The organism is Streptomyces sp. NPDC050610, assembly GCF_040654875.1.
GTDB lineage: Bacteria > Actinomycetota > Actinomycetes > Streptomycetales > Streptomycetaceae > Streptomyces.
Window position 1 is genome coordinate 241,961 of sequence record NZ_JBFAIV010000002.1, and the last position, 24,413, is coordinate 266,373.

25 protein-coding genes and 1 pseudogene are annotated in these 24,413 nt (G+C 72.3%); 11 read left to right on the plus strand and 15 right to left on the minus strand.

Annotated elements, in window-relative coordinates:
• Window positions 1-180: 180 nt before the first annotated feature.
• Window positions 181-834, minus strand: coding sequence for a DUF6758 family protein (locus AB0I22_RS03315; RefSeq protein ID WP_363128889.1), 654 nt, complete (start codon window positions 832-834; stop codon window positions 181-183).
• 242 nt (window positions 835-1,076) lie between these two features.
• Between AB0I22_RS03315 and AB0I22_RS03320 the strand changes: the two genes are divergently transcribed.
• Entirely contained in the window at window positions 1,077-2,321 is a 1,245-nt protein-coding gene (locus AB0I22_RS03320) for an MFS transporter (protein ID WP_363128890.1), read from the plus strand.
• A gap of 109 nt (window positions 2,322-2,430) precedes the next feature.
• On the opposite strand, the gene AB0I22_RS03325 is transcribed toward AB0I22_RS03320, so the two are convergent.
• Entirely contained in the window at window positions 2,431-3,045 is a 615-nt protein-coding gene (locus AB0I22_RS03325; RefSeq protein WP_363128891.1) for a suppressor of fused domain protein, read from the minus strand.
• A gap of 453 nt (window positions 3,046-3,498) precedes the next feature.
• On the opposite strand from AB0I22_RS03325, the gene AB0I22_RS03330 reads away from it, so the two are divergent.
• Together AB0I22_RS03330 and AB0I22_RS03335 are read left to right on the plus strand one after the other, a co-directional pair.
• Window positions 3,499-4,611 (plus strand): magnesium and cobalt transport protein CorA, encoded by a 1,113-nt coding sequence (locus AB0I22_RS03330; RefSeq protein ID WP_363128892.1) that lies wholly within the window; start codon window positions 3,499-3,501, stop codon window positions 4,609-4,611.
• A 37-nt stretch (window positions 4,612-4,648) separates the two neighbouring features.
• The gene (locus tag AB0I22_RS03335) at window positions 4,649-5,176 is read left to right on the plus strand and encodes a hypothetical protein (RefSeq protein WP_363128893.1); all 528 of its coding nucleotides are present in this window, start codon (window positions 4,649-4,651) and stop codon (window positions 5,174-5,176) included.
• A gap of 168 nt (window positions 5,177-5,344) precedes the next feature.
• Here the strand turns inward: AB0I22_RS03335 and AB0I22_RS03340 are convergent, their stop codons facing one another.
• Window positions 5,345-6,076: a hypothetical protein gene (locus tag AB0I22_RS03340; RefSeq protein WP_363128894.1), complete on the minus strand. Its 732-nt coding sequence runs from the start codon at window positions 6,074-6,076 to the stop codon at window positions 5,345-5,347.
• A 158-nt stretch (window positions 6,077-6,234) separates the two neighbouring features.
• On the opposite strand from AB0I22_RS03340, the gene AB0I22_RS03345 reads away from it, so the two are divergent.
• From AB0I22_RS03345 to AB0I22_RS03355, 3 genes are all read left to right on the plus strand, one after another.
• A complete protein-coding gene (locus AB0I22_RS03345) occupies window positions 6,235-7,530 on the plus strand; it encodes a CBS domain-containing protein (protein WP_363128895.1) in 1,296 nt (431 codons plus the stop codon).
• On the plus strand, window positions 7,520-8,011 hold the full coding sequence (locus AB0I22_RS03350) for a DUF1003 domain-containing protein (RefSeq protein ID WP_363128896.1): 492 nt from the start codon (window positions 7,520-7,522) through the stop codon (window positions 8,009-8,011). Before AB0I22_RS03345 ends, AB0I22_RS03350 begins: the two co-directional genes overlap by 11 nt.
• 139 nt (window positions 8,012-8,150) lie before the next feature.
• Window positions 8,151-9,311 (plus strand): Mrp/NBP35 family ATP-binding protein, encoded by a 1,161-nt coding sequence (locus tag AB0I22_RS03355; protein WP_363128897.1) that lies wholly within the window; start codon window positions 8,151-8,153, stop codon window positions 9,309-9,311.
• 89 nt (window positions 9,312-9,400) lie between these two features.
• Here AB0I22_RS03355 and AB0I22_RS03360 read toward each other — a convergent pair whose 3' ends face one another.
• The 5 genes from AB0I22_RS03360 to sigE form a co-directional block, all read right to left on the minus strand.
• Window positions 9,401-10,099, minus strand: coding sequence for a hypothetical protein (locus AB0I22_RS03360; RefSeq protein WP_363128898.1), 699 nt, complete (start codon window positions 10,097-10,099; stop codon window positions 9,401-9,403).
• A 113-nt stretch (window positions 10,100-10,212) separates the two neighbouring features.
• Complete coding sequence (locus tag AB0I22_RS03365; RefSeq protein ID WP_363128899.1) at window positions 10,213-10,668, minus strand: sec-independent translocase; 456 nt, start codon at window positions 10,666-10,668, stop codon at window positions 10,213-10,215.
• A gap of 150 nt (window positions 10,669-10,818) precedes the next feature.
• On the minus strand, window positions 10,819-12,702 hold the full coding sequence (locus tag AB0I22_RS03370) for a trypsin-like peptidase domain-containing protein (protein WP_363128900.1): 1,884 nt from the start codon (window positions 12,700-12,702) through the stop codon (window positions 10,819-10,821).
• Window positions 12,703-12,805: 103 nt separating this feature from the next.
• Entirely contained in the window at window positions 12,806-13,675 is an 870-nt protein-coding gene (locus tag AB0I22_RS03375) for a zf-HC2 domain-containing protein (protein WP_363128901.1), read from the minus strand.
• Window positions 13,672-14,439 carry an RNA polymerase sigma factor SigE gene (gene sigE / locus AB0I22_RS03380; RefSeq protein WP_363129096.1) on the minus strand — a complete coding sequence of 256 codons (768 nt, stop codon included), beginning with the start codon at window positions 14,437-14,439 and terminating at the stop codon, window positions 13,672-13,674. The genes AB0I22_RS03375 and sigE overlap by 4 nt, the downstream gene beginning before the upstream one ends.
• 135 nt (window positions 14,440-14,574) lie before the next feature.
• On the opposite strand from sigE, the pseudogene AB0I22_RS03385 reads away from it, so the two are divergent.
• Window positions 14,575-15,238, plus strand: a pseudogene (locus AB0I22_RS03385) (O-methyltransferase).
• A gap of 256 nt (window positions 15,239-15,494) precedes the next feature.
• On the opposite strand, the gene AB0I22_RS03390 reads toward AB0I22_RS03385, so the two are convergent.
• Window positions 15,495-15,662 carry a DUF3117 domain-containing protein gene (locus AB0I22_RS03390; protein WP_003966491.1) on the minus strand — a complete coding sequence of 56 codons (168 nt, stop codon included), beginning with the start codon at window positions 15,660-15,662 and terminating at the stop codon, window positions 15,495-15,497.
• 326 nt (window positions 15,663-15,988) lie between these two features.
• Between AB0I22_RS03390 and AB0I22_RS03395 the strand changes: the two genes are divergently transcribed.
• Entirely contained in the window at window positions 15,989-16,789 is an 801-nt protein-coding gene (locus AB0I22_RS03395) for an enoyl-CoA hydratase-related protein (RefSeq protein ID WP_363128902.1), read from the plus strand.
• A 38-nt stretch (window positions 16,790-16,827) separates the two neighbouring features.
• Here AB0I22_RS03395 and AB0I22_RS03400 read toward each other — a convergent pair whose 3' ends face one another.
• Both AB0I22_RS03400 and AB0I22_RS03405 read right to left on the minus strand, forming a co-directional pair.
• Window positions 16,828-17,427 carry a DNA-3-methyladenine glycosylase I gene (locus AB0I22_RS03400; protein WP_363128903.1) on the minus strand — a complete coding sequence of 200 codons (600 nt, stop codon included), beginning with the start codon at window positions 17,425-17,427 and terminating at the stop codon, window positions 16,828-16,830.
• Window positions 17,424-17,834: a DivIVA domain-containing protein gene (locus AB0I22_RS03405; protein WP_363128904.1), complete on the minus strand. Its 411-nt coding sequence runs from the start codon at window positions 17,832-17,834 to the stop codon at window positions 17,424-17,426. The genes AB0I22_RS03400 and AB0I22_RS03405 overlap by 4 nt, the downstream gene beginning before the upstream one ends.
• A 214-nt stretch (window positions 17,835-18,048) precedes the next feature.
• Between AB0I22_RS03405 and folP the strand changes: the two genes are divergently transcribed.
• Window positions 18,049-18,909: a dihydropteroate synthase gene (folP, locus tag AB0I22_RS03410; protein ID WP_363128905.1), complete on the plus strand. Its 861-nt coding sequence runs from the start codon at window positions 18,049-18,051 to the stop codon at window positions 18,907-18,909.
• Window positions 18,910-19,037: 128 nt separating this feature from the next.
• On the opposite strand, the gene AB0I22_RS03415 is transcribed toward folP, so the two are convergent.
• Window positions 19,038-19,787 (minus strand): TIGR00730 family Rossman fold protein, encoded by a 750-nt coding sequence (locus AB0I22_RS03415; RefSeq protein WP_363128906.1) that lies wholly within the window; start codon window positions 19,785-19,787, stop codon window positions 19,038-19,040.
• Between the two features lie 69 nt (window positions 19,788-19,856).
• Entirely contained in the window at window positions 19,857-20,927 is a 1,071-nt protein-coding gene (dapE, locus tag AB0I22_RS03420) for a succinyl-diaminopimelate desuccinylase (protein WP_363128907.1), read from the minus strand.
• Between the two features lie 123 nt (window positions 20,928-21,050).
• On the opposite strand from dapE, the gene AB0I22_RS03425 reads away from it, so the two are divergent.
• On the plus strand, window positions 21,051-21,938 hold the full coding sequence (locus AB0I22_RS03425; RefSeq protein ID WP_363128908.1) for a hypothetical protein: 888 nt from the start codon (window positions 21,051-21,053) through the stop codon (window positions 21,936-21,938).
• A 290-nt stretch (window positions 21,939-22,228) separates the two neighbouring features.
• Entirely contained in the window at window positions 22,229-22,627 is a 399-nt protein-coding gene (locus tag AB0I22_RS03430) for an ATP-binding protein (RefSeq protein WP_363128909.1), read from the plus strand.
• Window positions 22,628-22,895: 268 nt separating this feature from the next.
• Here the strand turns inward: AB0I22_RS03430 and dapC are convergent, their stop codons facing one another.
• Together dapC and fdxA are read right to left on the minus strand one after the other, a co-directional pair.
• Window positions 22,896-23,993, minus strand: coding sequence for a succinyldiaminopimelate transaminase (gene dapC, locus AB0I22_RS03435; protein ID WP_363128910.1), 1,098 nt, complete (start codon window positions 23,991-23,993; stop codon window positions 22,896-22,898).
• 92 nt (window positions 23,994-24,085) lie between these two features.
• Window positions 24,086-24,406: a ferredoxin gene (gene fdxA, locus AB0I22_RS03440; RefSeq protein ID WP_363128911.1), complete on the minus strand. Its 321-nt coding sequence runs from the start codon at window positions 24,404-24,406 to the stop codon at window positions 24,086-24,088.
• Window positions 24,407-24,413 lie beyond the last annotated feature (7 nt).

Here is a 24,413-nt window from a genome sequence, read left to right on the forward strand (position 1 = left end):
CTCGGGACACTGAGGGGACCTGATCAGGATAACCGCCGTTCGAACACGGCCGTGCCGCCGGACGCACCCGGCCCCTCACGCACCCCAGCCCCCGCGCCTACTCCAGTCCGTACGCACCCCGGCCCCGGACGCACCCCAGTCCAGTGCGGGGGCTGCGGCCCGTACCGCGCGAAAGCCCCGTCAGCGGGCGTCGGGCGGGGCGATGACGCGCGGCGACAGCGCGCCGCACGGCAGCAGGTCGACCTCGGCGCCCGCTTCGCGCAGGTCGGTCAGGACCAGCTCGTCGTACATCATCAGCCCGGACCGCTCCGGCCAGACCACCGCCCACAGCCACAGCCCGCGCGCCTCGCCCGCGAAGACCGCGCGGTCGTCGGGCGCGCCCTCGACGTGCCAGAGCGGGGTGGGCCGGCCGGCCGCCAGGACCTTGGCGTCGGGCGGGCGGTTGACGCACATGTACGGGCCGGGGTCGGGGCCCGCGATACCGGCGTAGCGCGCGCCGAGGCCGACGCCCAGTTCCTCCGCCACGAGCACCAGCTCCCCGGGGCCGCCGAGCGGGCCGGGGCCCGAGCAGGCCACCGCGGTGGCGCGGCCGCCGCCGCGGTCGTCGCCCGCGCAGGCCACTCCGGTGAACAGCCAGCCGACGGGCAGCGGCCACGGCATCCAGACGGGGACGCGGGCGCGGTTCACCACGACGGCCAGCGCTTCCACGCTCGGCGGCACGACCGGCTGGAGGGGGTGCACGATGCCGTGCACGCCGCACTGCCAGGTGTCGGCAAAGAGACCGGGCGCTCGCACCCGGCCACCGCACTTCGGGCAACTGGGTTCGCCCCTCATAGGGACCAACGGTCCTCTCCGGTGGTCGCCGCGTCAAGGACGATCACCCACTGATCACCCGGCCGGGCGTCGGCCACCCGCGAGAACCAGGCCCTCCGCCCGAAAGAAATAGATGGCACTTGCACTTATTAGGGTCTCTAAATTATTGTGTGTAAACAGCAACGATCTCCGCGGAGACCAGCACACCACATCGGTCACACGCCGGACACGCATCGACGCGCCCGGAGAAGGGTGGGGCACGCATGAAGCAGCACAGTGCCGGAGAGGATCCGTTCGACGAAGGCGCGACCAGTCTGCTGCGCCAGCCGAAGGCCGTCTGGGCCACGGCGGGCGCGTCGGTCGTCGCCTTCATGGGCATCGGACTCGTGGATCCGATCCTCCCCTCCATCGCCAAGGGCCTGGACGCCTCCCCCAGCCAGGTGTCCCTCCTCTTCACCTCGTACTTCCTGATCACCGCCATCGCGATGCTGGTCACCGGCTTCGTCTCCAGCCGCATCGGCGGCAAGAAGACGCTGCTCGCCGGCCTGGCGCTGGTCATCGTCTTCGCCGCCCTCTCCGGCACCTCCGGCTCCGTCGGCGAACTGGTCGGCTTCCGGGCCGGCTGGGGCCTGGGCAACGCGCTCTTCGTCTCCACCGCCCTCGCCGTCATCGTCGGCGCCGCGGCCGGCGGCAGCGCCGCGGCGATCCTGCTGTACGAATCCGCCCTCGGGCTCGGCATGGCCTGCGGCCCGCTGGTCGGCGCGATCCTCGGCGACATGAAGTGGCGCTATCCGTTCTTCGGCACCGCCGTGCTGATGGCCGTCGGCTTCATCGCCATCACCGCGTTCCTCAAGGAGCAGCCGAAGCCGGCCCGCAGGACGTCGCTGCTGGACCCGGTCAAGGCGCTGGGCCACCCCGGCCTCGCCTCCGCCGCGGCCTCGGCCTTCTTCTACAACTACTCGTTCTTCACGGTGCTGGCCTTCACGCCGTTCGTGCTGAACATGTCGCCCTACAAATCCGGCGGCGTCTTCTTCGCCTGGGGCGTGCTGCTCGCGGTCTTCTCCGTGCTCGTCGCCCCGCGGGTCCAGGCCCGCTTCGGCTCGCTGAAGGTGCTGGGCGCCTCGCTCGTCCTGCTCGCCGTGGACCTGCTCCTCCTCGGCTACGGCAACCACACCGTGGCCATCGCCTGCACGATCGTCTCGGGCGCGTTCATCGGCCTGAACAACACCGTCTACACGGAGCTGGCGCTCGGCGTCTCGGACGCGCCGCGTCCGGTGGCCAGCGCGGGCTACAACTTCGTGCGCTGGTTCGCGGCCGCCGCGGCCCCCTTCCTCGCACCGAAGATCGAGGGCTGGACCGACATCCACATCCCGTTCGTGGTCGCCGCCGCCACCGCGGTCATCGGCGCCGCGATCGTCTGGGCCCGCCGCCGCCCGCTGACCGTGGAGGCCGAGGAGCTGGAGCCGGCCCACGCCACGGAGGACGGCGTCTCGGTCTTCGCGAGCTGAGTTCCGCCCACCGGGACCCGCTCCCCACCCATACCGCCCCGCCGCGCGCGTTTCCCCCACCGCGCGGCGGGGCTTCCACGTGCCCGTAGTCGCTGGGGAACGGCGGGCGTCAGTCGCCCAGCGGGACGCTGCCGCGCAGCGGGTCGCGCAGGTCCGTGCCGTGCCGGAGCCACCGCTCCTCCAGCGCCGCCGCGCCGTGCACACGCTTCCAGGCCGCCTCGTTCGCCGTCATCGGCAGCAGCGGCAGGAAGGCCACCGGGGACATCGGGTCCCCCAGCTCCAGGTCCGCCACGAGCCCGCCGCCCGCGCCGACGAGTACGGACGTGAAGGGCGCGCCGGGCCAGAGCGGCTCGCCGACGTCCAGGGAGCCGCCGGGGGCCACGACGACGCCCTCGACCTGCGGCGAGGCCGCGAGGACGGCCAGCGGGCGGAGCACCCGGTCGGTGTCGGCGCGGCCCGTGCGTACGGAGAACACCAGCTCCGCGCGGGGCCCGCGGACCGGGTCGGCGAGGATGTCGGCCGGGTCGGCCATCGGCTGGGCGGACATGCCGAGAGTGGCGTAGCGGACCGTGCCGCCGCCCTCCGCCGCCCCGGCTCCGGTTTCGGCCACGAAGCGCAGCACCTCGATGCGGTCCGTTCCCAGGAAGGTCACCGCGGCCCGTGCGTCCGGTTCGCCCAGCGCCGTACGCAACCGGGCCTCGACCTGCTGAAGAACGTCTGCCATGGAGCGAGCATAGAACGCGTATCGAACGGACAAAGGCGGACCGGGCCCCTTGTCGTGGCTGCTAGCCTGGCCGCTGGTGTCAGGGAGTTACGTCAGTCCCCCAACGGGGACCGGCCGGAGGAGGTGGGGCTGCGGTGGGTGATCCAAGTCGACCGTGCAGTACCGACAGTTCTCCCGTTCTCCCGCTCGGTATGCGTCCCCCGGTGATCTGAAGCCTTCCGTACCCGGCTTCTCAAGCCTCAAACACCGGAAGTCCTTTCGCGTCCGCAGCACTTGACGGAAGAGCGCCTTCGTCTCGCTTGTTCCGTGTTCCCCGCGAACTGCCGACAGCCTCATCGCACGGAACGCCGCCCGCTTCGCGGACGTGGCCTGGTTCAAGGCCGCACGTCCACGTTCCGGGCCGCGTTGCGCTCCGCGCCCGTCGCTGCCGGCCGGCCCGTGAAGGAGTCAGCCTTGTCGATGATTCGCGACCTGCGCGCCGCCGTCCGCCCTGCCCTGCGGCGCGGCCACGCCCCGTACGACTACGACACCACCCGCGACCCGTCCGCCAGCAGCGCCGTCGTCGACTGCGCCGTGTACCGCGACGGCCGCCGCGTCAGCGAGCACGTCAGCCCCGCCGAGGCCATGCGGCGGGTGCGCACCGAGAGCGGCGGCGGCTTCGCATGGATCGGGCTGCACGAGCCCACCGAGCGGGAGTTCTCCGGCATCGCCCAGGAGTTCGGGCTGCACCCGCTCGCCGTCGAGGACGCCGTCCACGCCCACCAGCGCCCCAAGCTGGAGCGGTACGACGACACGCTGTTCACCGTCTTCAAGACCATCCACTACGTCGAGCACACCGAACTCACCGCCACCAGCGAGGTCGTGGAGACCGGCGAGGTGATGTGCTTCACCGGCCGGGACTTCATCATCACCGTGCGGCACGGCGGGCAGGGGTCGCTGCGGGCGCTGCGGCACCGGCTGCAGGACGACCCGGAGCTGCTCGTCAAGGGCCCGTCGGCCGTGCTGCACGCCATCTCCGACCAGGTCGTCGACGGCTATATCGCGGTCGCCGACGCGGTGCAGGACGACATCGACGAGGTCGAGATCGATGTGTTCTCGGCCCCGGCCAAGGGCAGTTCGCGGGGCGGCGACGCGAGCCGGATCTACCAGCTCAAGCGCGAGGTGCTGGAGTTCAAGCGGGCGGTCACCCCGCTGATACGGCCGATGCAGGTGCTCAGCGAGCGGCCGATGCGGCTGGTCGACCCGGACATCCAGAAGTACTTCCGTGACGTCGCCGACCACCTCGCGCGCGTGCACGAGCAGGTGGTCTCCTTCGACGACCTGCTCAACTCGATCCTCCAGGCCAATCTGGCGCAGGCGTCCGTGGCGCAGAACGAGGACATGCGCAAGATCACCTCCTGGGCGGCGATCTTCGCGGTGCCGACCATGATCGCCGGGGTCTACGGCATGAACTTCGAGCACATGCCCGAGCTCAAGTGGAAGTACGGCTACCCGGCCGTCATGATCGTGACCGTCGTGATCTGCTTCACGATCCACCGCGGCTTCAAGCGCAACGGCTGGCTCTGACCGGCCGCTGTCCGAGCCCCCGCATAAGCTGGCGCGTATGACGCAGACGCGGGCGCTGATCGAAGAGGCCACCAAGAAGTCCGGCCTGGTCTGGGTGCGGGGCACCGGGGCCGCCGCCCGGGCGCTGTGGCACGTATGGCACGAGGGCGCGCTGCACCTCGTCGGCGACGGGCCGGGCGAGCAGCCGCTCACGGGCCTCGGCCTCGCCGACGGGTCCACGGCGACCGTCACGGTCCGCAGCAAGGACAAGGGCGGGCGGCTCGTCGAGTGGACGGCCCGCGTCAGCGAGCTCGCGCCGGACAGCGAGGCATGGGCCGCGGCCGTCGCGGACCTGAAGGGCAAGCGGCTGAACGCGCCGGACGCCGACCGGATCGAGGAGCGCTGGGCCCGCGAGTGCCGCGTCCTGCGGCTGGAGCCGAGCGGCGACACGGCGGAGCTGCCGGACGGGTCGCTGGCCGCCACGCCGGTCGTCACGGCCGCTACGACCCGTGAGCCCGTGCCCGCGGGCCTCCCGAAGCTCCTGGCGCGGGGCCGCAAGGCCGCCCGCAAGGCGGGCAAACGCTGACCGGGGCGCTGCCCCGGCCACGGCTGTGTCCTACAAGGGACGCGGGGAGGTAGTCCCCTGACGGACTGTGTCCGCGGACGGCCGTGCCCCACAAGGGCACGGGAGCCGCGCGAGCGGCCACGGACGGCCCACAGCCGTCCGATTCGGTGGAGGCGGGTGCGGACGCGCCTAGTTTCCGCGCGGGATCTTCCGGCCGTAATCGACCATCTGGTCCTTGGCCGGCGCGGCCAGCGCGAAGTCCTTGTCCCATTCGGCGAGCTGGACCACGCCCGCACCACCGGCACGCTGCAAGCGCAGCGGATAAGGCGTGCCCTTGAGCGCGACGTCGAGGGACCCGCCGTCACCGCCGCCCCCGCTGATCCGGATCGTACGGACACCCCCGACGGAGCCGTGGTCGCCGCGGGAGAGCTTCCCGTGCAGCCCCAGGACGCCGTCCAGCAGCACGGCCTTGTCGGTGAAGCCGCTGAGCTCCTTGTACGAGGGGTCGCCGGAGGGGACCTTCACGTACTTGGCGTCCAGCTTGTCGGCGGCGGAACCGCCGCTCTGTTTGCCCTGCTGGTCCTTCTGGTGCGACCAGAAGGCGGCATCGGCCTTCAGGTACAGGTCCGCGCCGATGCGCAGCAGTTGGAAGGTGCTCGCCTCGCTGGCGACCTTGCCGCTGCCGCCGTTCTTCTTGAGCCGCATGTCGAGCTTGTACGTGTGGCCGCGGCTGACCAGATTGCCGGTGAGGTGGACCGCGCTCGCGCCCTCGGCCGCCGTGCGCGCCTTGGTCGCGATGGCCGACGCCTCCAGTTTGCCCACGCCGTTCGTGCCCGCGTCGGGGTCCTCGGCGCACCCCGCGAGCGCCGCCGCCAGGCCTGCGCACATCGTCCCCACGAGGACCGCGTTCCGGGTTCGCACGTCTGCTCTTGCCTCCTGATGCCGCTGCAGTACGGAGCGTACCCGTGCCGTCCAGGGGCACCCGTCAGGAGCCGTACGGCCGCCGTCCCCACGGCGGCACGCACCAGGTCACGCTAGCCTGAAACTGACATCGAGCCAGATATGAGGAGGAACACGACATGGCGTCTGGCGCCTCCAGGGTGTTCATCTCACACCTCTCGGGAGTCGCCGTCTTCGATCCCAACGGCGACCAGGTGGGACGGGTCCGCGACCTCGTCGTGATCCTGCGCGTCGGCGGCCGGCCGCCACGCGTGCTGGGGCTGGTGGTCGAGGTGGTCAGCCGGCGCCGGATCTTCCTCCCGATGAGCCGGGTGACGGGCGTCGAGTCCGGACAGGTCATCACCACCGGCGTGGTCAACATGCGCCGCTTCGAGCAGCGCGCCTCCGAGACCCTCGTCCTCGGCGAGCTGCTCGACCGCAGGGTGCGGCTGGTGGACAGCGGCGAGGAGGCGACCGTCTTGGACGTGGCCATGTCCCAGCTGCCGGCCCGCCGCGACTGGGAGATCGACAAGGTCTTCGTCCGCAAGGGCAAGGGCGGCGCGCTGCGCCGCAGGGCGGAGGCGCTGACCGTCGAGTGGTCGGCCGTCACCGGTTTCTCCCTCGAAGAGCACGGGCAGGGCGCGGAGAGCCTGCTGGCCGCCTTCGAGCAGCTGCGCCCGGCCGACCTCGCGAACGCCCTGCACCACCTCTCCGCCAAGCGGCGCTCGGAGGTGGCCGCGGCCCTGGACGACGACCGGCTCGCGGACGTACTGGAGGAGCTGCCCGAGGACGACCAGGTGGAGATCCTCGGCAAGCTCAAGGAGGAGCGCGCGGCCGACGTGCTGGAGGCCATGGACCCCGACGACGCCGCCGACCTCCTCTCCGAGCTGCCGGAGGACGAGAAGGAGCGGCTGCTGACGCTGATGCAGCCGGGCGACGCGGCGGACGTACGGCGGCTGCTGTCCTACGAGGAGCGGACCGCGGGCGGCCTGATGACCACCGAGCCGGTCGTGCTCCAGCCCGACGCCACCGTCGCCGACGCCCTGGCCCGGGTGCGCAACCCCGACCTGTCCCCCGCGCTCGCCGCCCAGGTGTACGTGTGCCGGCCACCCGACGAGACGCCGACCGGCAAGTACCTGGGCACCCTGCACTTCCAGCGGCTGCTGCGCGATCCGCCGTTCACGCTCGTCAGCTCGATCGTGGACAGCGATCTGCTGCCGCTGCCGCCGGACACCCCGCTGACCGCCGTCACCAGCTATCTGGCGACGTACAACATGGTCTCCGCCCCCGTCGTCGACGAGAACGGCTCGCTGCTGGGCGCGGTGACCGTCGACGACGTCCTGGACCATCTGCTGCCCGACGACTGGCGCGAGCGGGAGCTGCACGGGACGCCGGGCCCGGAGTTCGAGCCGGAGGGGGCCGACGATGAGTGGTAACCGTCTCGACCAGCCCAGGGACCGGCGGCGCAGCCTGCTGCCCGCCTACGACCCGGAGGCGTTCGGCCGCTTCTCGGAGAAGATCGCGCGCTTCCTCGGCACCGGCCGCTTCATCGTCTGGATGACGGTCGTCATCATCCTGTGGGTGGTGTGGAACACCTCGGCCCCGGTCCACCTGCGGTTCGACCGCTATCCGTTCATCTTCCTGACGCTGATGCTGTCGCTCCAGGCTTCGTACGCGGCCCCGCTGATCCTGCTGGCGCAGAACCGGCAGGACGACCGGGACCGGGTCAATCTGGAGCAGGACCGCAAGCAGAACGAGCGCTCCATCGCGGACACGGAGTATCTGACGCGGGAGGTGGCCGCGCTGCGGATGGGGCTCGGGGAGGTGGCGACCCGGGACTGGATGCGCTCCGAACTCCAGGATCTGCTCAAGGAGATCGAGGAACGCAGGCCGCGGGAGCCGGACCGGGAGCGCTGACGGCGGGGCCGCGGCGGCCACTGTTGTGGCCGCTGTCGCGACCACCGCCGGGACGGCTGCCGCCACCGCCGTTGTGACCCCGCCCACCGCCGTCCACCTGTGCTCCGCCGCGGGCCGGTACCGCCGTACCATCGTCGGTATGGCTACCGACACGCCCCAAGCCCCCGCGCCGAGCGAGGACGCGGTACGCGCCGCGCTCGCGACGGTGAACGACCCCGAGATCCACCGCCCCATCACCGAGCTGGGGATGGTCAAATCGGTGGAGATCGCGGCGGACGGCTCGGTCGCGGTCGCGGTCTATCTGACGGTCTCGGGCTGCCCCATGCGCGAGACCATCACCTCGAACGTACGAGAGGCCGTCGCCGCCGTAGAAGGCGTGCGCGGCGTCTCCGTCGAGCTGGACGTGATGAGCGACGAGCAGCGCAAGGAGCTGGCCACCGCGCTGCGCGGCGGCACCGCCGAGCGCGAGGTGCCGTTCGCCCAGCCCGGCTCGCTCACCCGCGTCTACGCGGTGGCCTCCGGCAAGGGCGGCGTCGGCAAGTCCTCGGTGACGGTCAACCTGGCGGCGGCGATGGCGGCCGACGGGCTCAAGGTCGGCGTCGTGGACGCGGACATCTACGGGCACTCGGTGCCGCGCATGCTGGGCGCGTCCGGCCGTCCCACCCAGGTCGAGAACATGATCATGCCGCCGTCGGCTAACGGCGTGAAGGTCATCTCGATCGGCATGTTCACCCCCGGCAACGCGCCTGTGGTGTGGCGAGGGCCGATGCTGCACCGGGCGCTCCAGCAGTTCCTCGCGGACGTCTACTGGGGCGACCTGGACGTGCTCCTGCTCGACCTGCCGCCGGGCACCGGCGACATCGCGATCTCCGTGGCGCAGCTGGTGCCGAACGCCGAGATCCTGGTCGTGACGACGCCGCAGCAGGCCGCCGCCGAGGTCGCCGAGCGGGCCGGCTCCATCGCCGTGCAGACCCACCAGAAGATCGTCGGCGTGGTCGAGAACATGTCCGGGCTGCCCTGCCCGCACTGCGACGAGATGGTGGACGTCTTCGGCACGGGCGGCGGCCAGCGGGTCGCCGAGGGGCTGACGAAGACGACCGGCACGCAGGTGCCGGTGCTGGGCTCCATCCCGATCGACGTGCGGCTGCGCGAGGGCGGCGACGAGGGCAAGCCGGTGGTCCTGACCGACCCAGAGTCCCCGGCGGGCAGCGCGCTGCGGACGATCGCGGGCAAGCTCGGCGGCCGGCAGCGGGGGCTGTCGGGGATGTCGCTGGGGATCACCCCGCGCAACAAGTTCTGAGCGGACGACGGTAAGGGGCGGCACCCCATGGATGCCGCCCCTTACCGTTGCCGTGTGCTCAGGCGGACCGCCGACCGCTCCGTACGCGCTCAGCGCTCGTACGAGGCGATGTCCTTGATCACCGAGAAGCCCAGCCCGTACGCGCTCATGCCACGCCCGTACGCGCCCACATGGACCCCGTCCCCCGTCGATCCGGCCAGCACCCAGCCGTACTCGGACTCGCGGTAGCGGAAATCGGTCGGCACGCCCTCCACGGACAGCGACAGCAGCGACCAGTCCGGGCCCTCCAGGTCGTCCGCCAGCTCCCAGGCGATCGACGTCTGCTGGTCCAGCCAGTCCTGGCGCAGGCCGCGCTCCATCTTCGCGGGCCAGGTACAGGCCAGCAGCCCGGAACCGGCCAGCCAGGCGGCCGAGGAGACCGAGGTGGCCTCCAGCACGCCCGTACCGTCCGCGCTGCGCCGTACCGGGCGGTCCGCGATGGTCACCACGACCGCGAAACGCTGCTGGTCCGGACTCTGGTCCAGGCGCAGCGAGGGCTCCTCGCCGTGGCCGATGGAACCGTGCTCGACCGTGTCGTCCGCGGCGGAGCCGACCTGCATCAGCCAGCGGCTCCCGGTGTACGCGTCGTCCAGGCCGTACCAGGGGAACGAGGCCAGCAGATACCCGTCGACGGACCGCCGGGCGCGGGGCGCTCCTCGCGGCGCTTCCCGCGCCGCCGCCGCGGCCTCACCCTCGGGCGCCTCGGCCGTACCGGCTCCCTGCGCCTCTACCCGACTCGTCGTCTCCATCTGCGCGGCGCCTCCTCATTACCCCGTTGTCGCGGACGGCCCGCCTCCGCGGGCGTCGTCCCGGACAAAGGGAGGATAGCCATACTGGCCCGCTCCGTAGGGCATACGGGGGATCAGGTGGCGTCGGGATCGAAGGGCGGGCGCTCGTCGGCGGCCGGCTTCTCCCGTTTCTTCAGCAGGTCGGGACCGCTGCCGGCGGGCGCGGACGGCGACGCGGGCGAGGCGGCCGGCGGTACGTCCTCCTCGCGGCCGTGCACGGCGTCCGTGACCTCCGCCATCTCCTTGCGAAGGTCGAAGCCGTTGCGGATCTCCTTGAGGCCCAGCTCGTCCTTGTCCAGGACGTGCTTGCGCACGAACGTCTTCGGGTTGAGGTCCTCGAACTCGAAGTCCTTGAACTCCGGCCCCAGCTCGGAGCGGATGTCTTCCTTCGCGCTGTCCGAGAACTCCCGGATCTTCCGTATGGTCCGCGAGACGTCCTGGATCATCTTCGGCAGCTTGTCCGGGCCGAAAATGAGCACCGCAAGGATGACGAGCGCGACCAGCTCTAGGGGTCCTATGTCGAAGAACACCTTGCAGCTCCTTGATACGTCTGTGGCCGACGGGCCAGGCCGCCTATCACGGTACCTGGCCGCGCGTGCCGTACGGGAGACACCCGGACCAACATCAGGCCAAAGCTCCGGCCCGGCGTGCCGCCCGGACGGGCTTCTGGGGCCCCGGAGTCAGCTGCCACTGGCGGAGCCGAGCGTCAGCCGCACCGTGCGCGCCTGCCCGTCGTGCTCGACCGTCAGGTCCAGCACGTCTCCCGGACGGTGGCTGCGGATCTTGACGATCAGCTCCCGGCCGCTGCGCACCGGCGCCGCGTCCAACTTCGTGATCACGTCGCCCGGCTTGAGGCCCGCCTTGTCGCCGGGGCCGTCCGGGGTGACGGCCGGACCCTTCACGCCCTTGGTGTTCACCCGCGCGCCCTCGCCGGAATAGGCCATGTCGACGGTGACGCCGATCACGGGGTGGGTGGCCCGGCCCGTATTGATCAGCTCCTCGGCCACCCGCCGGGCCTGGTTGACCGGTATCGCGAAGCCCAGCCCGATGGAGCCCCCCTGGCTGCCGCCGAGGCCGGAGCCGTCGCCCACGGAGCGGATGGCGCTGTTGATCCCGATGACCCGGGCTTTCGCGTCCACCAGAGGGCCGCCCGAGTTGCCGGGGTTGATCGGCGCGTCGGTCTGCAGCGCGTCGACATAGCTGATGTCGCTGCCGTCCGACTTCTCGCCGCCGGCCGTTATCGGGCGCTCCTTGGCGCTGATGATCCCCGACGTCACCGTGCCCGCCAGCTCGTAGGGCGCGCCGAAGGCGACCACCGGGTCGCCGACCTGTGCCGAGTCGGAGTTGCCCAGGGCCAGGGGCTTCAGGCCGGAGGCTCCGGCGACCTTGATGACCGCCAGGTCGTAGCCGCTGTCCCGGCCGACGACGGTGGCCTTCGCGGTCCGGCCGCCGTTGAACGTCACCGATATCTCGCCGTCGTCGCCCGCCGGCTCCACGACGTGGTTGTTGGTGAGGATGTGCCCCCGCTTGTCCAGCACGAAGCCGGTGCCGGTGCCCTGCTCGCTGGCGCCGCGCACATGGATCGTCACGACCCCGGGCAGCACGGCGGAGGCGATGCTCGCCGTCGAACCGGGGGCCCGGCTGGTCCGCTCGGCCGACGCCTGCGGGAGGCTCACATCGACGATGTTGCCGTTCCGCTCCAGGTACGAGCCGATGCCGCCGCCGATGCCGCCGGCCACCAGCGCCACGACGATGATCGCGGCGGTCAGCCGGCCTCGCCCCCACGGCTTGCCCTCCGGCGGCTCGGGCCGCGGCTCGCCCCAGGGGTCGTACCCCTGCCACTGCGCCGGCGGCGGAGGCGGCGGCCCGGACGGCGGTACGAACGCACCGCCGTATCCCGCCGCGCTGTGGCCGTGAGCGCCGTGCGGCCCGTACGAGCCGTCGGCGGCAGCCGTCATGCCACTGCCGTGCGGGCTGTGCTGCCCGTACGCACCGGGCTGCTCGTACGAGCCGGGCTGCCCGTACGAACCGTCGGAGGGCAAGCCGTGCGGGCCGTCTTGGCCGTACGGACCACCGGCCGGAGGCGCCGTCGGCCGCTGTACGGGCGGCGCGGGCGCCCACGGGCCGGGGCCACCGTACGGGGGCGTCCCGTACGGGTCGGGGTCGTGCAGGGGCTTGCTGGGGACGGCCTGACCCCCAGTCGCGGCCGGAAGGCTGACGGTGGGGCGGTCGGGCTGGGGCTGACCGACGGGCGGCTGGCCGCCCGCCGGTGCGTCAGCCGCCGGAAGCGGCGGCTCCGGCTCCGTCCGGACCGAGGCCGGCTCACCGGCGACCGGTGCAGGGGCAACAGGAGCAGCAGGGGCGGCAGCGGCAGCCGGCTCGCCGGAAGGCGCCCGGTCGGCGACCGGGCCGGCCGCAGGCGGCTCGGCCGCAGCCGCCTGGCCGGCTGCGGGCGGCCCGCCCGCAGCCTCGTCCCCCGGGGCCCCCGAGGAGCCCATGGCCTGCTGCGGACGGCTCCACCACTTCGGCTTGGGCCCGGGGGCCGTGGCCTTTGCGTCGTCCATGATCTCCCCACAGTTCGCCTGCGACCCGGCTCGGGCCTGTCGGTCGGTCGCATGGCCCACCTGGAGATTCAACCAGGTCGGCGCGGGTTCGCGCAGGGGGCCGTCAGCGGTGCGGGGTGAGCGCGGAGGCGGCGTTGGCGGTGAGGAGCCGGGGAGCGGCGTCGGCCGGCGGCAGGACGGCCGGGGCCTGGACGGGAGCGGGGACGTTGGACGGGCCCGACGCCGGCTGTTCGACCGTCGTGGCCGACCGTACGAGCGGCGGAATCGTGCTTCCGGGGCGCGGGGGCGCCGCGAACGGGCCCATCGGCGGCTGCGCGTGCGTCGTCGCCGTCGGGAACGACGACCCGAACCGCTCCCCCGGCGCGCTGAACATGCCGGGCCGGTCCCGCGAAGCCGCCGCGAGCCCGATCTCCCGGCGGGCGCCGTCGGTGTTGAGCGTCCCGAACGACGTGGTCCCCGGCGCGTCCGACTGGGCGCTCGGGGAGTCCATGGCCGCGTCCAGCGGCAGCGCGCCGCCGAGCGCGAACGCGGCGAGCGAGACCGCGCCGGCGGCGGCGAAGGCGAAGCGCCTGCCGCGCGGGCCCGGCCGCTCCACCTCGTGGATGCGGAAGCCGCGCTCACGAGGCTGCGGGGCGATCGCCGGCAGCAGCGTCAGCCCCTCGCCCATCGCGCCGAGAGCGGCGTCTCTTCCCGGGCCGCCGAACGGCGGCCCGCCCCTGTCGTCCCCGGGCCCGCCGCCGGGCAGGCTCTGGAGCCGCGCGAGAAAACCTTCCGAGGGCGGCGGCGCCGCGGTCTCGGCGAACACGCTCTTGAGCCGGCGCTGGGCGTCGGCCTCCGCTTTGCACTTTCCGCACGTAGCCAGGTGCGCGAGCACCCGCTCCCGAGAATCGTGCCCCAACTCCCCGTCGACCAGGGCCGCGAGGCGGTCGCCGAGATGTTGCTCGGCGGGGGACTGACCGCCTGATCCGGTCACGCGATTCCTACCTCCCCACTCAGCGGAGCCACGGTCGCGACGGCACGCTGCTCGGCCCGGGCGGCGGGCGAGCGGTGCTGGAGAGCCTTGCGCAGGTGCGAGCGGCCGCGGTGGATGCGGCTGCGCACGGTGCCGAGCTTCACGCCGAGGGTGGCGGCGATCTCCTCGTAGGACAGCCCTTCGATGTCGCAGAGCACGACGGCCGCGCGGAACTCCGGCGCGAGCGTGTCCAGCGCCTGCTGGACGTCGGCGTCGAAGTGGGTGTCGTTGAAGTGCTGCTGGGGGGAGGGCTCGCGACTGGGGAGCCGCTCCGCCGCGTCGTCGCCGAGCGCGTCGAAGCGGATGCGCTGGCGGCGGCGGACCATGTCGAGGAACAGGTTGGTGGTGATGCGGTGCAGCCAGCCCTCGAACGTGCCCGGGGTGTACGTGGACAGCGAGCGGAAGACCCGGACGAAGACCTCCTGCGTGAGGTCCTCGGCGTCGTGCTGGTTTCCCGTGAGGCGATACGCGAGGCGGTAAACCCGTGCGCTGTGCGTGCTGACGATCTCCTCCCACGTGGGAGGGGTCCACGCCGGCGCATCCGCATCGGTGGCGAAAGTCGCGGTGGCTGCGGAGTTTGCGGTGCGGGAACGGTCAGCGGTGTTGGTCACGGATTTCGGCTCGCCGGAGGACCTCCGGAAGCGCCTCAGCACTCCCTTGCGGTCGCCGGCCGAAGCCGCACCTCCCCTATCGGCTCTGGCGGTGTCCAGTAGAGCCCCTACCATATCCACCTCGCCCGTTAGCTCCGGATAAGCATTTTTGACCTGCATTTGGTCCAGGTTCATCGGCTTCCCCCACCCCTTACCAACGCCCGGTCCCATCTGCGGGTTCCCGTGGGCAGCGGATACAGTCACGGTTGCGTGGACGACGGGGACAGAGGAGAGGGCCATTACCGGCAACCGGCAGACGAGCTGGGCATTCGCGGATGCGTTCGTCGCCGAGGACGAGGTGTTGCGCTGGGCCCGGGACCGGGCTCGTGAGGCAGGTCTCCACTCGGTGTCGTCCGGCACCGGCGCCGCGCTGCGCCTGCTCGCCGCCACGGTGGACGCCAAGGCCGTCGCCGAGATCGGCACCGGCACCGGGGTGTCCGGCATCCACCTGCTGCACGGCATGCGCCCGGACGGCGTCCTGACCACCGTAGACAGCGAGCCGGAGCGGCAGCAGTTCGCCCGCGAGGCGTTCCGGGCGGCGGGGTTCGCGGGCAACCGGGCCCGGTTCATCCCCGGCCGCGCCCTGGAGGTCCTGCCGCGTCTCGCCGACGGCGGCTACGACCTGGTCTTCTGCGACGGTGACCGGCTGGAGTGCCTCGACTACCTCGCCGAATCGTTGCGTCTGCTGAGACCCGGCGGGCTGGTCTGCTTCGAGGGCGTGTTCGCCGACGGCCGCACCGTGGACTCCGCAGCCCAGCCCGCCGAGGTGCAGCGGCTGCGGGAACTGCTGCGGGCCGTACGTGAGTCGACGGCCCTGCTGCCGTCGCTGCTGCCGGTGGGCGACGGCCTGCTGTGCGCCGTCAAGCGCCCCTGATCGGCTGCCGAGCCAAGCCGCTGCCCCAGACCCAGATCGGTCCCCCAGACCGCCGAACCGGCCGCGAATGCACCGGGCGCGAAAGAACCGGCCACGGAAATTCGGACAATCCAGCAAGGGGCACGCCACAAGGGGCGTTCAGGAATCGTGCGCCGGGAACCCGGGAACAACGGAAGGGCGGCGAAAATGCCACCGCCCCACCGCTCGGTTCACACCGGAACGGCAGGGCAGCGCAGAAAAACGCGGGCCAAATGTGTCAGCCGACGACCTTCTTCAGGGCATCCCCGAGGGCGTCCGCCTCGTCCGGTGTCAGCTCGACGACAAGCCGACCGCCGCCTTCGAGCGGAACGCGCATGACGATGCCCCGCCCCTCCTTGGTCACCTCGAGCGGGCCGTCGCCCGTCCGCGGCTTCATGGCCGCCATGCTCGTTCCCCTTCCTGAAACCAGCTCATCGCAGCCGACAACCCAGGTGTCACCGGCATCGAACACATTGCTTCAAGGCCATTATCCCGCATCGAACGACCCGATGACCAACATCGGTCGGCATCCCTTGTGCAACGCGCTCGCGCAAAACCACCCAATTCGGCGATCCGACTGCGATACTGCGCCGCCATCGCGTGCCTGTCCCGGCCCGATTCTTTGACGCAGGTCACATGTCCACCTCCGGCGATCTCCGGCATGCTGAGCGCTGCGCGCCGCCGCCGCGGACCGCCGCGGCGCGTACCGAGCCCCGAGGGAAGGGATGCACCATGGCCGACACCGTGCTCTACGAGGTGACCGACGGACTCGCGACGATCGCCTTGAACCGACCCGACGCCATGAACGCGCTGAACACGGAGGCGAAGGTCGCGCTCCGCGACAGCGTGGGGCAGGCGGCGGCGGACCCGGCGGTGCGGGCCGTCCTGCTGACCGCCACCGGGCGCGCCTTCTGCGTGGGCCAGGACCTCAAGGAGCACATCGGCCTGCTGAGCGAGGACAGCGAGCACGGCGAGAGCCGCACGATGAGCACCGTGCGTGAGCACTACAACCCCATCGTCACCGCGCTCGCCGAGATGCCGAAGCCGGTCGTGGCCGGGGTCAACGGAGTCGCGGCGGGGGCCGGAGCCGGGTTCGCGCTCGCCGCCGACTACCGGGTCGTCGCGGACACCGCCTCCTTCAACACCTCGTTCGCCGGGGTCGCGCTCACCGCCGACTCGGGCGTCTCCTGGACGCTGCCGCGCCTCATCGGTCACGGCCGCGCCGCCGACCTGCTGCTCTTCCCGCGCAATGTCGGCGCCCAGGAGGCGTACGAGCTGGGGATCGCCAACAAGGTCGTCCCCGCCGCCGAGTTGGCCGCCGAGGCCGAGGCCGTGGCGCGCCGGCTCGCCGCGGGACCGACCGCCGCGTACGCGGCGATCAAGGAGTCGCTGGCCTACGCCGGCGGCCACGGCCTCACCGAAACGCTGGAGAAGGAGGACGAGCTCCAGACGCGCGCGGGGGCCTCGGCGGACCACGGCATCGCGGTCGCGGCCTTCGTGAAGAAGGAGAAGCCGACGTACCTGGGCCGCTGACACCGGGACGCCCGCCCCTGACGGGGCCCTGAGCCCCGTCAGGCCCTGTCCACCGCGTCGCGCACGTGGCAGGCCGCCAAGTGGTCGTTGACGAGGCCGCAGGCCTGCATGAGGGCGTACGCGGTCGTGGGGCCGACGAAGCGGAAGCCGCGCTTCTTAAGGTCCTTGGCCAGTGCCGTCGACTCCGGTGTGATCGGCGGCACATCGGCGAAGGTGCGCGGGACCGGGCGGCCGGCCCGCTCGGGCGCGTACGACCAGATCAGCGCGTCCAGCTCGCCGGCCGGCAGCTCCGCGGCGACCTTGGCGTTGCTGATCGTGGCCGCGATCTTGGCGCGGTTGCGGATGATGCCGGCGTCGGCGAGCAGCCGCTCCGCGTCCGCGTCCGTGAAGGCCGCGACCTTCTCGATCCGGAAGTCCGCGAACGCGGCCCGGAACCCCTCCCGGCGGCGCAGGATCGTGATCCAGGACAGCCCCGACTGGAACGCCTCCAGGCACATCCGCTCGTACAGCGCGTCGTCCCCGTGCACCGGACGGCCCCACTCCGTGTCGTGGTACGCGCGGTAGTCGGCCATCGAGTCGGCCTCCATCCCCCAGGGGCAGCGCGGCACCCCGTCCGGGCCGTACGCCACGCCGCTCATGACGCGGCTCCCTGGTCCTGCGCGCCCGGTTCGTCCGGCCGGTCGGGCTCGGCGGTGCTGGGCAACTCGCCCTTGAGCAGCTCCGGGCCGCCGACCGCGGCGGCCTGCGCGCCCGCGAGGGCGGCCTCCAGCTCGGCGATCCGGGAGTCGCGCTCGGTGAGCTCGGCCGCCAGCCGGTCGAGGGCGTCGTCGGCCTCCGCCATGCGGTAGCCGCGAAGGCCGATCGGCAGCCGCAGCGACTCGACGTCGGTGCGGTGCAGCGGCCGGTCCTCGGGCAGCGGATCGCCGATCCGGTCCGGCTCGGCCTCGCCCAGCACGCCGCCACCGCCGTCGCCGCCCGCGACGGCGAGCGTGACCGCGCCCACCACCACGACCAGCGCGATGAGAAAGAACCAGAACACGACCATCTCCCCGCAGTGCGCCCGCACCCCATCGGCCGGCGCCCCGTGGGCCGGCCCGGCGTACGTCTTCCGTCCGTCCCGATCGTGCCATGCCGCACTGACAACGGTCCCTCACGCGCGGCTCCCCGGCCCCGCCGGGCCGGGAGGGGGCAGAGCTCGAAGGGCTGGGAGCCGCAGAGGGTTAAGGTCGCTGCCGGACCACGTGCGAAGGAGTTACGGAATGCTGCGGCTGGGACGGCGCGAGTTCGGGGAACACGAACCCGTGATCATGGCGATCGTGAACCGGACGCCGGATTCCTTCTACGACCAGGGCGCCACCTTCAGCGACGGCCCGGCGCTCGAACGCGTCGAGCGGGCGGTGTCGGAGGGCGCCGCCATCATCGACGTCGGCGGGGTCAAGGCCGGCCCCGGCGAGGAGGTGAGCGCCGCGGAGGAGGTGCGGCGCACGGCGGGTTTCGTGGCCGAGGTGCGCAAGCTCCATCCGGACGTGGTGATCAGCGTCGACACCTGGCGGCACGAGGTCGGCGAGGCGGTCTGCGAGGCGGGCGCGGATCTGCTCAACGACGCGTGGGGCGGGGTGGATCCGGCGCTGGCCGAGGTCGCGGCCCGCCATGGGGCGGGGCTGGTGTGCACGCACGCGGGCGGGGCCGAGCCCCGGACGCGGCCGCACCGGATCGCCTACGAGGACGTGATGGCGGACATTCTGCGGGTGACGCTCGGGCTGGCCGAGCGCGCCGTGGAGCTGGGCGTGCGGCGCGACGCGATCATGATCGACCCGGGACACGACTTCGGGAAGAACACCCGGCACTCGCTGGAGGCGACCAGGCGGCTGGAGGAGATGGCCGAGACGGGCTGGCCCGTGCTCGTATCGCTGTCGAACAAGGACTTCGTCGGCGAGACGCTCGACCGGCCGGTCAAGGAGCGGCTGATCGGAACGCTCGCGACGACGGCGGTCTCGGCGTGGCTCGGCGCTCAGGTGTACCGCGTGCACGAGGTCACCGAGACGCGGCAGGTGCTGGACATGGTGGCCTCCATCGCGGGCCACCGGCCCCCGGCGGTGGCCCGCCGGGGGCTCGCCTGAGCCGTACGGACGGGCCGGGGGCCGCGTAGCCGGGGTCCCGGCCCCAAGGCCCCCAGGCGGGCCGAGACGCCCAGCCGAGCGCCCCGACAGCCCGCCCCTGCGGCCGGTTCAGGCCCCCGCGCCCGGGCTCAGGCCCCCGCTTCCTTCGTGACCAGGGCGATGGCCTCGTCGATGTCGTCCGTGATGTGGAAGAGCTCCAGGTCCCGCTCCGCCGCCTTGCCCTGGGCGATCAGCGTGTGCGTCACCCAGTCGACCAGGCCCTGCCAGTACTCCGTGCCGAAGAGCACGATCGGGAAGCGGGTGACCTTCTTCGTCTGGACGAGGGTGAGCGCCTCGAAGAGCTCGTCCAGGGTGCCCAGCCCGCCGGGCAGCACGACGAACCCGCTCGCGTACTTCACAAACATCGTTTTTCGGACGAAAAAATACCGAAAGTCGACGCCGATGTTCACGTACGGGTTGAGCCCCTGTTCGAAGGGCAGCTCGATGCCCAGGCCCACGGAGACGCCGCCGGCCTCCGTCGCCCCCTTGTTCGCCGCCTCCATCGCGCCCGGCCCGCCGCCGGTGATCACCGCGAAGCCGGCCTCGACCAGCCCGCGCCCGATCTGCACCCCGGCCTCGTACTCCGCCGAGTCCTTGGGCGTACGGGCCGAGCCGAAGACGCTGATGGCGGGCGGGAGTTCGGCGAGCGCGCCGAAGCCCTCGACGAACTCGGACTGGATGCGCATGACCCGGAACGGGTCCTCGTGCAACCAGTCCGTCGCCCCATGGGTGTCCAGCAGGTGCTGGTCGGTGGTCCCCGGCTGCATCTGGTCCTTTCGGCGCACCACCGGTCCCCGGCGCTGTTCGTGCTGTGCGCGCGCTCCTTCGGGGTTCCCCATACTGTGCTCCCTCTGCTGCGGATCTTTGCAGTTCAGGGTAGGCCCACAAGGGTTTCGCGCAGGGCCACTTCAGCGAGACAGCCAGGCGCGCAGCCGCTCTTCGGCCTCCAGCACGGCCGCGGTCGCGACGTGCTCCTCGCGGGTGTGGGCCAGCTTCGGGTCGCCGGGGCCGTAGTTCACGGCGGGCACGCCGAGCGCGGAGAAGCGCGCGACGTCGGTCCAGCCGTCCTTGGCGGCGACCTCGGCGCCGACCGCGTCGACGAACGCCGCCGCGGCCGGGTGCGCGAGCCCGGGCAGCGCGCCGGGCGCGCTGTCGGTCAGGACGACCTCGAAGCCGTCGAAGACCTCCCGTACGTGCGCGAGGGCCGCGGCCTCGTCGCGGTCGGGCGCGAAGCGGAAGTTGACGATCACGGCGCAGGCGTCGGGGATGACGTTGCCCGCGTTGCCGCCCTCGATCAGCACGGCGTTGAGGCACTCGCGGTAGAGCAGGCCGTCGATCTCCGCGTGCCGCGCCTCGTAGCCGGCGAGCCGGTCGAGGATCGGCGCGGCCTTGTGGATGGCGTTGTCGCCGAGCCAGTCGCGCGCGGAGTGGGCGCGCTTGCCGGTCGTCTCGACGCGGACCCGCAGGGTGCCCTTGCAGCCGCCCTCGACCCGGCCGTCGGTGGGCTCCAGCAGCACCGCGAAGTCGCCCGCCAGCCACTCGGGGTGGTGGTCGCCGAGCCGCTTCAGCCCGCTGAGCTCCGCGGCGACCTCCTCGTTGTCGTAGAAGACGTAGGTCACATCGCGGTTGGGGGCCGGCAGGTTGGCGGCGACGCGCAGCTGCACGGCGACGCCGGACTTCATGTCGGAGGTGCCGCAGCCCCACAGGACGCCGTCGGCGTCGAGCCGCGAGGGCACGTTGTCGGCGATGGGCACGGTGTCGATGTGTCCGGCCAGCAGGACCCGCTCGGCGCGTCCCAGGTCCGTACGGGCCACGATCGCGTCGCCGTCGCGCTCGACGCTCAAATGCGGCAGGGCGCGCAGCGCGTGCTCGACGGCGTCGGCGAGCGCTTTCTCGTCCCCGCTCACGGAGGGGAAGTCGACGAGCTGTGCGGTGAGTGCTGCGGCGTCGAGGGACAGGTCCAGTGCGGCGTGATCCATGCCGCGACTCTAGCGGGGGCCTCGGACAGTACGCCCGGCCCTCCCCTCAACTCCGCCTCAAGGCTGAAATACGGTCTCATCCGGCACAGAAGATTCTTATGTCTCTCCAGTACCGTATGCGCCATGTCCCGCACCTCCCCCGCACCGCGGGGCCGTTTGCTGCGCCTTGCCGCCGCCTGCGCCGTTCTGCTGGCGCTGGCCGGCTATCTGATCGCCCACTTCATGACGGCCGGGCCGGGGGCGCCCCGCTGCACCGCGGCGGCCGGCGGGAAGGACTTCTCGCTCGATCCGGAGCAGGCCGTGAACGCGGCCACGATCGAGGCCGTCGGCTCCGCCCACCGGCTGCCGGAGCGGGCGGTGACGATCGCGCTGGCCACCGCGATGCAGGAGTCGGGGCTGCGCAACATCAAGCACGGGGACCGGGATTCGGTCGGCCTCTTCCAGCAGCGGCCGTCCCAGGGGTGGGGCACGGCGCGACAGATCATCGACCCGGTGTACTCGGCGGGGAAGTTCTACGACCACCTGGTCGAGGTGGACGGGTACGAGCGGCTGCCGCTGACCGTGGCGGCGCAGCGGGTGCAGCACAGCGCCTTCCCGGAGGCGTACGAGAAGCACGCGGCGGACGCCGCGCTGCTCGCCTCGGCGCTCACCGGCCGGCCGGCCGCGTCGTTCACCTGCACGACCAGTCCGTCCGACGGCGAGCCGGGTTCCGCGTCGGCGGTGCGGACCAAGTTGCGGACCGACTTCGGCATGGCGCTGCGCCCGGTCGAGGGGACCGGGTCCGGCACGGGCGCGCATACGGTCACGGTGCCGGTGAAGGGGAGCGGCGGGTCCGACGGGCCGCGGCGCGGCTGGGAGTTGGCGCGGTGGGCGGTGGCGCACGCGGAGGAGTTGCGGATCGAGAGCGTCTCCTTCGGCGGCCGGCGGTGGGCGTCGGCGCATTCCGGCGACGGCTGGCAGAAGTCCGCCGACGCCGCCGCCACGGATGTACGAATCACCACCGCGCAATAGTGCGCCGGGTCCCTCGAAGGCGGCATGCGCAGTGCCGCCGAATGAGGTGTGCAACCCGTCAAGGTGACGCACACTCAATCGAGTCAACTCCCTTGTGACTCAAGGGGAGTGACGTTTCCTCCACCATTCCTGGGCCACCGTTTTCGCCCGGTTTTCGGCAGAGCCGATAATGCGACGCATTGCAGATTCTTTACCTGGGCGCACCGCAACCTTCCGGGGGCTCACGCGGTAGTCACTGCGTCCGGTCGCCGGACAGCAAGCGTTCTTATCTCTCCCGTCGAAGGAGCAACATGTCTCTCCCCCTCTCGCGTCGGATCGCCCGGGCCGCGCTTCTGGTCGCAGCGGCAGCTCCGGTGATCGGCGCGGCCGGTGCCGCGAGCGCGGCGGCCCTGCCGAGCGCCCCGGCTCTGGGCGGGCTGTCCGCCGTCGACGGCGGACAGCTCGGCAACGCGGTGGACGGCGCCTCGCAGAAGGCGACCAACGTGGCGGGCGACGCCGGCAGCAAGGCCGTGAAGAAGGCCGTGCCGGCCGCGGGCAAGGTCGTCGGCAAGGCCGGCAAGACCGCCCTCCCGGCCGCGCAGAAGGCCACGGGCGACGCGGGCGGCCTCCTCGGCAGCACCGCCAAGGGCGCGACCGAGGGCGGCCTGCCCACCGGCCCGCTGCCGAAGGGCCTGCCGCTGGGCGGCTGACCGACCGCGGGAGGCCGGGCGCGCTCCGCGCGCACCGTGGCCGCCCAGCCGAAGGGGCCCGAGGAGCGTCTGCTCCTCGGGCCCCTTTCGTACACGCCGCGCCCCAGGGCCTCCTGGTGCCGCACGCGCGGACGGGCGCCCCGCGCGCGTACCGGCCGAAAACCCGAAATGGCCTCCCTGAGGGACGCCGAAGAGCGTCCCGCGCGCGTACCGGCCCGTACGCCCGTGCCGGCCGTCCCCTCAACACCTGGGCGCGGCCGCCGGGCCGCTACTCCGTCAGCCGCTGTACGGCCGCGTCCACGCGCTCGTCCGTGGCCGTCAGGGCGACCCGCACGAAGCGCTCCCCCGCCGTCCCGTAGAAGTCGCCCGGCGCGACGAGGATGCCGCGCTTCGAGAGGTCGCCGACCGTGTCCCAGCACGGCTCGTCCCGCGTCGCCCACAGGTAAAGCGACGCCTCGCTGTGCTCGATCCGGAATCCGGCGGCCTCGAAGGCCGCCCGCAGCACGGTCCGCCGGCGCGCGTAGCGGGCGCGCTGCTCGTCCACGTGCGCGCGGTCGCCGAGCGCCACCGCGGTGGCCGCCTGCACGGGCGCGGAGACCATCATTCCGCCGTGCTTGCGGATCTGGAGCAGCTCGCCGAGCACGGCCGCGTCGCCGGCCGCGAACGCGGCGCGGTAGCCCGCCAGGTTGGAGCGCTTGGAGAGCGAGTGGACGGCCACGATGCCCTCGTACGAACCGCCGCAGACGTCCGGGTGCAGCACCGAGACCGGTTCGGCCTCCCAGCCCAGCTCGATGTAGCACTCATCACTGAAGACCAGCACCCCGTGCTCGCGCGCCCACTCCACCGTGCGCCGCAGCTCGTCGGCGCCGAGCACCCGGCCGGTCGGGTTCGAGGGCGAGTTGAGCCAGAGCAGCTTGAGTCCCGCCGGGTCCAGCTCCCAGGGGTCGTCGTAGACGACGGGCTCCGCGCCGGCCAGCCGCGCGCCGACCTCGTACGTGGGGTAGGCGAGGCGCGGGTAGGCCACCTTGTCGCCGGCGCCGAGCCCGAGCTGGGTCGGCAGCCAGGCCACCAGCTCCTTCGAACCCACCACCGGCAGCACGTTGGCGTGCGCCAGGTCCCGCGCGCCGAGCCGCTCCGCACACCAGCCGGTGAGCGCGTCGCGCAGCGCGGCCGTGCCCCACACCGTCGGATAGCCGGGGCTGTCGGCCGCGTCGGCGAGCGCGCGGCGGACCAGCGCGGGAACGGGGTCCACGGGCGTGCCGACCGACAGGTCGACGATGCCGTCGGCATGGCCGGCGGCCGCCGCCTTGTACGGTTCGAGCCGGTCCCACGGGAAGCGGGGAAGCCGGGCGGAGACTGCGCCCACGGTGCTCTCTTTCCTCACGTCGTGCTCAAAACGCCTCGGTCCCGCGCGGCGGGCAGGCCGTACGGGACCGGGGCGGCGCGCTGCGTACCCGCTTACTGGTTCTGCGGGTCCAGCGCGGCGATGAAGGGGTGGTCGCGCTCGATCAGACCGAGCTTCGAGGCGCCACCAGGCGAGCCGAGCTCGTCGAAGAACTCGACGTTCGCCTTGTAGTAGTCCTTCCACTCCTCGGGAGTGTCGTCCTCATAGAAGATTGCCTCGACCGGGCAGACCGGTTCACAGGCGCCACAGTCGACGCATTCGTCCGGGTGGATGTACAAGGACCGGGAGCCCTCGTAGATGCAGTCGACGGGGCACTCCTCGATGCACGCCTTGTCCTTCACGTCGACACAAGGCTGCGCGATGACGTAGGTCACGCTGTCG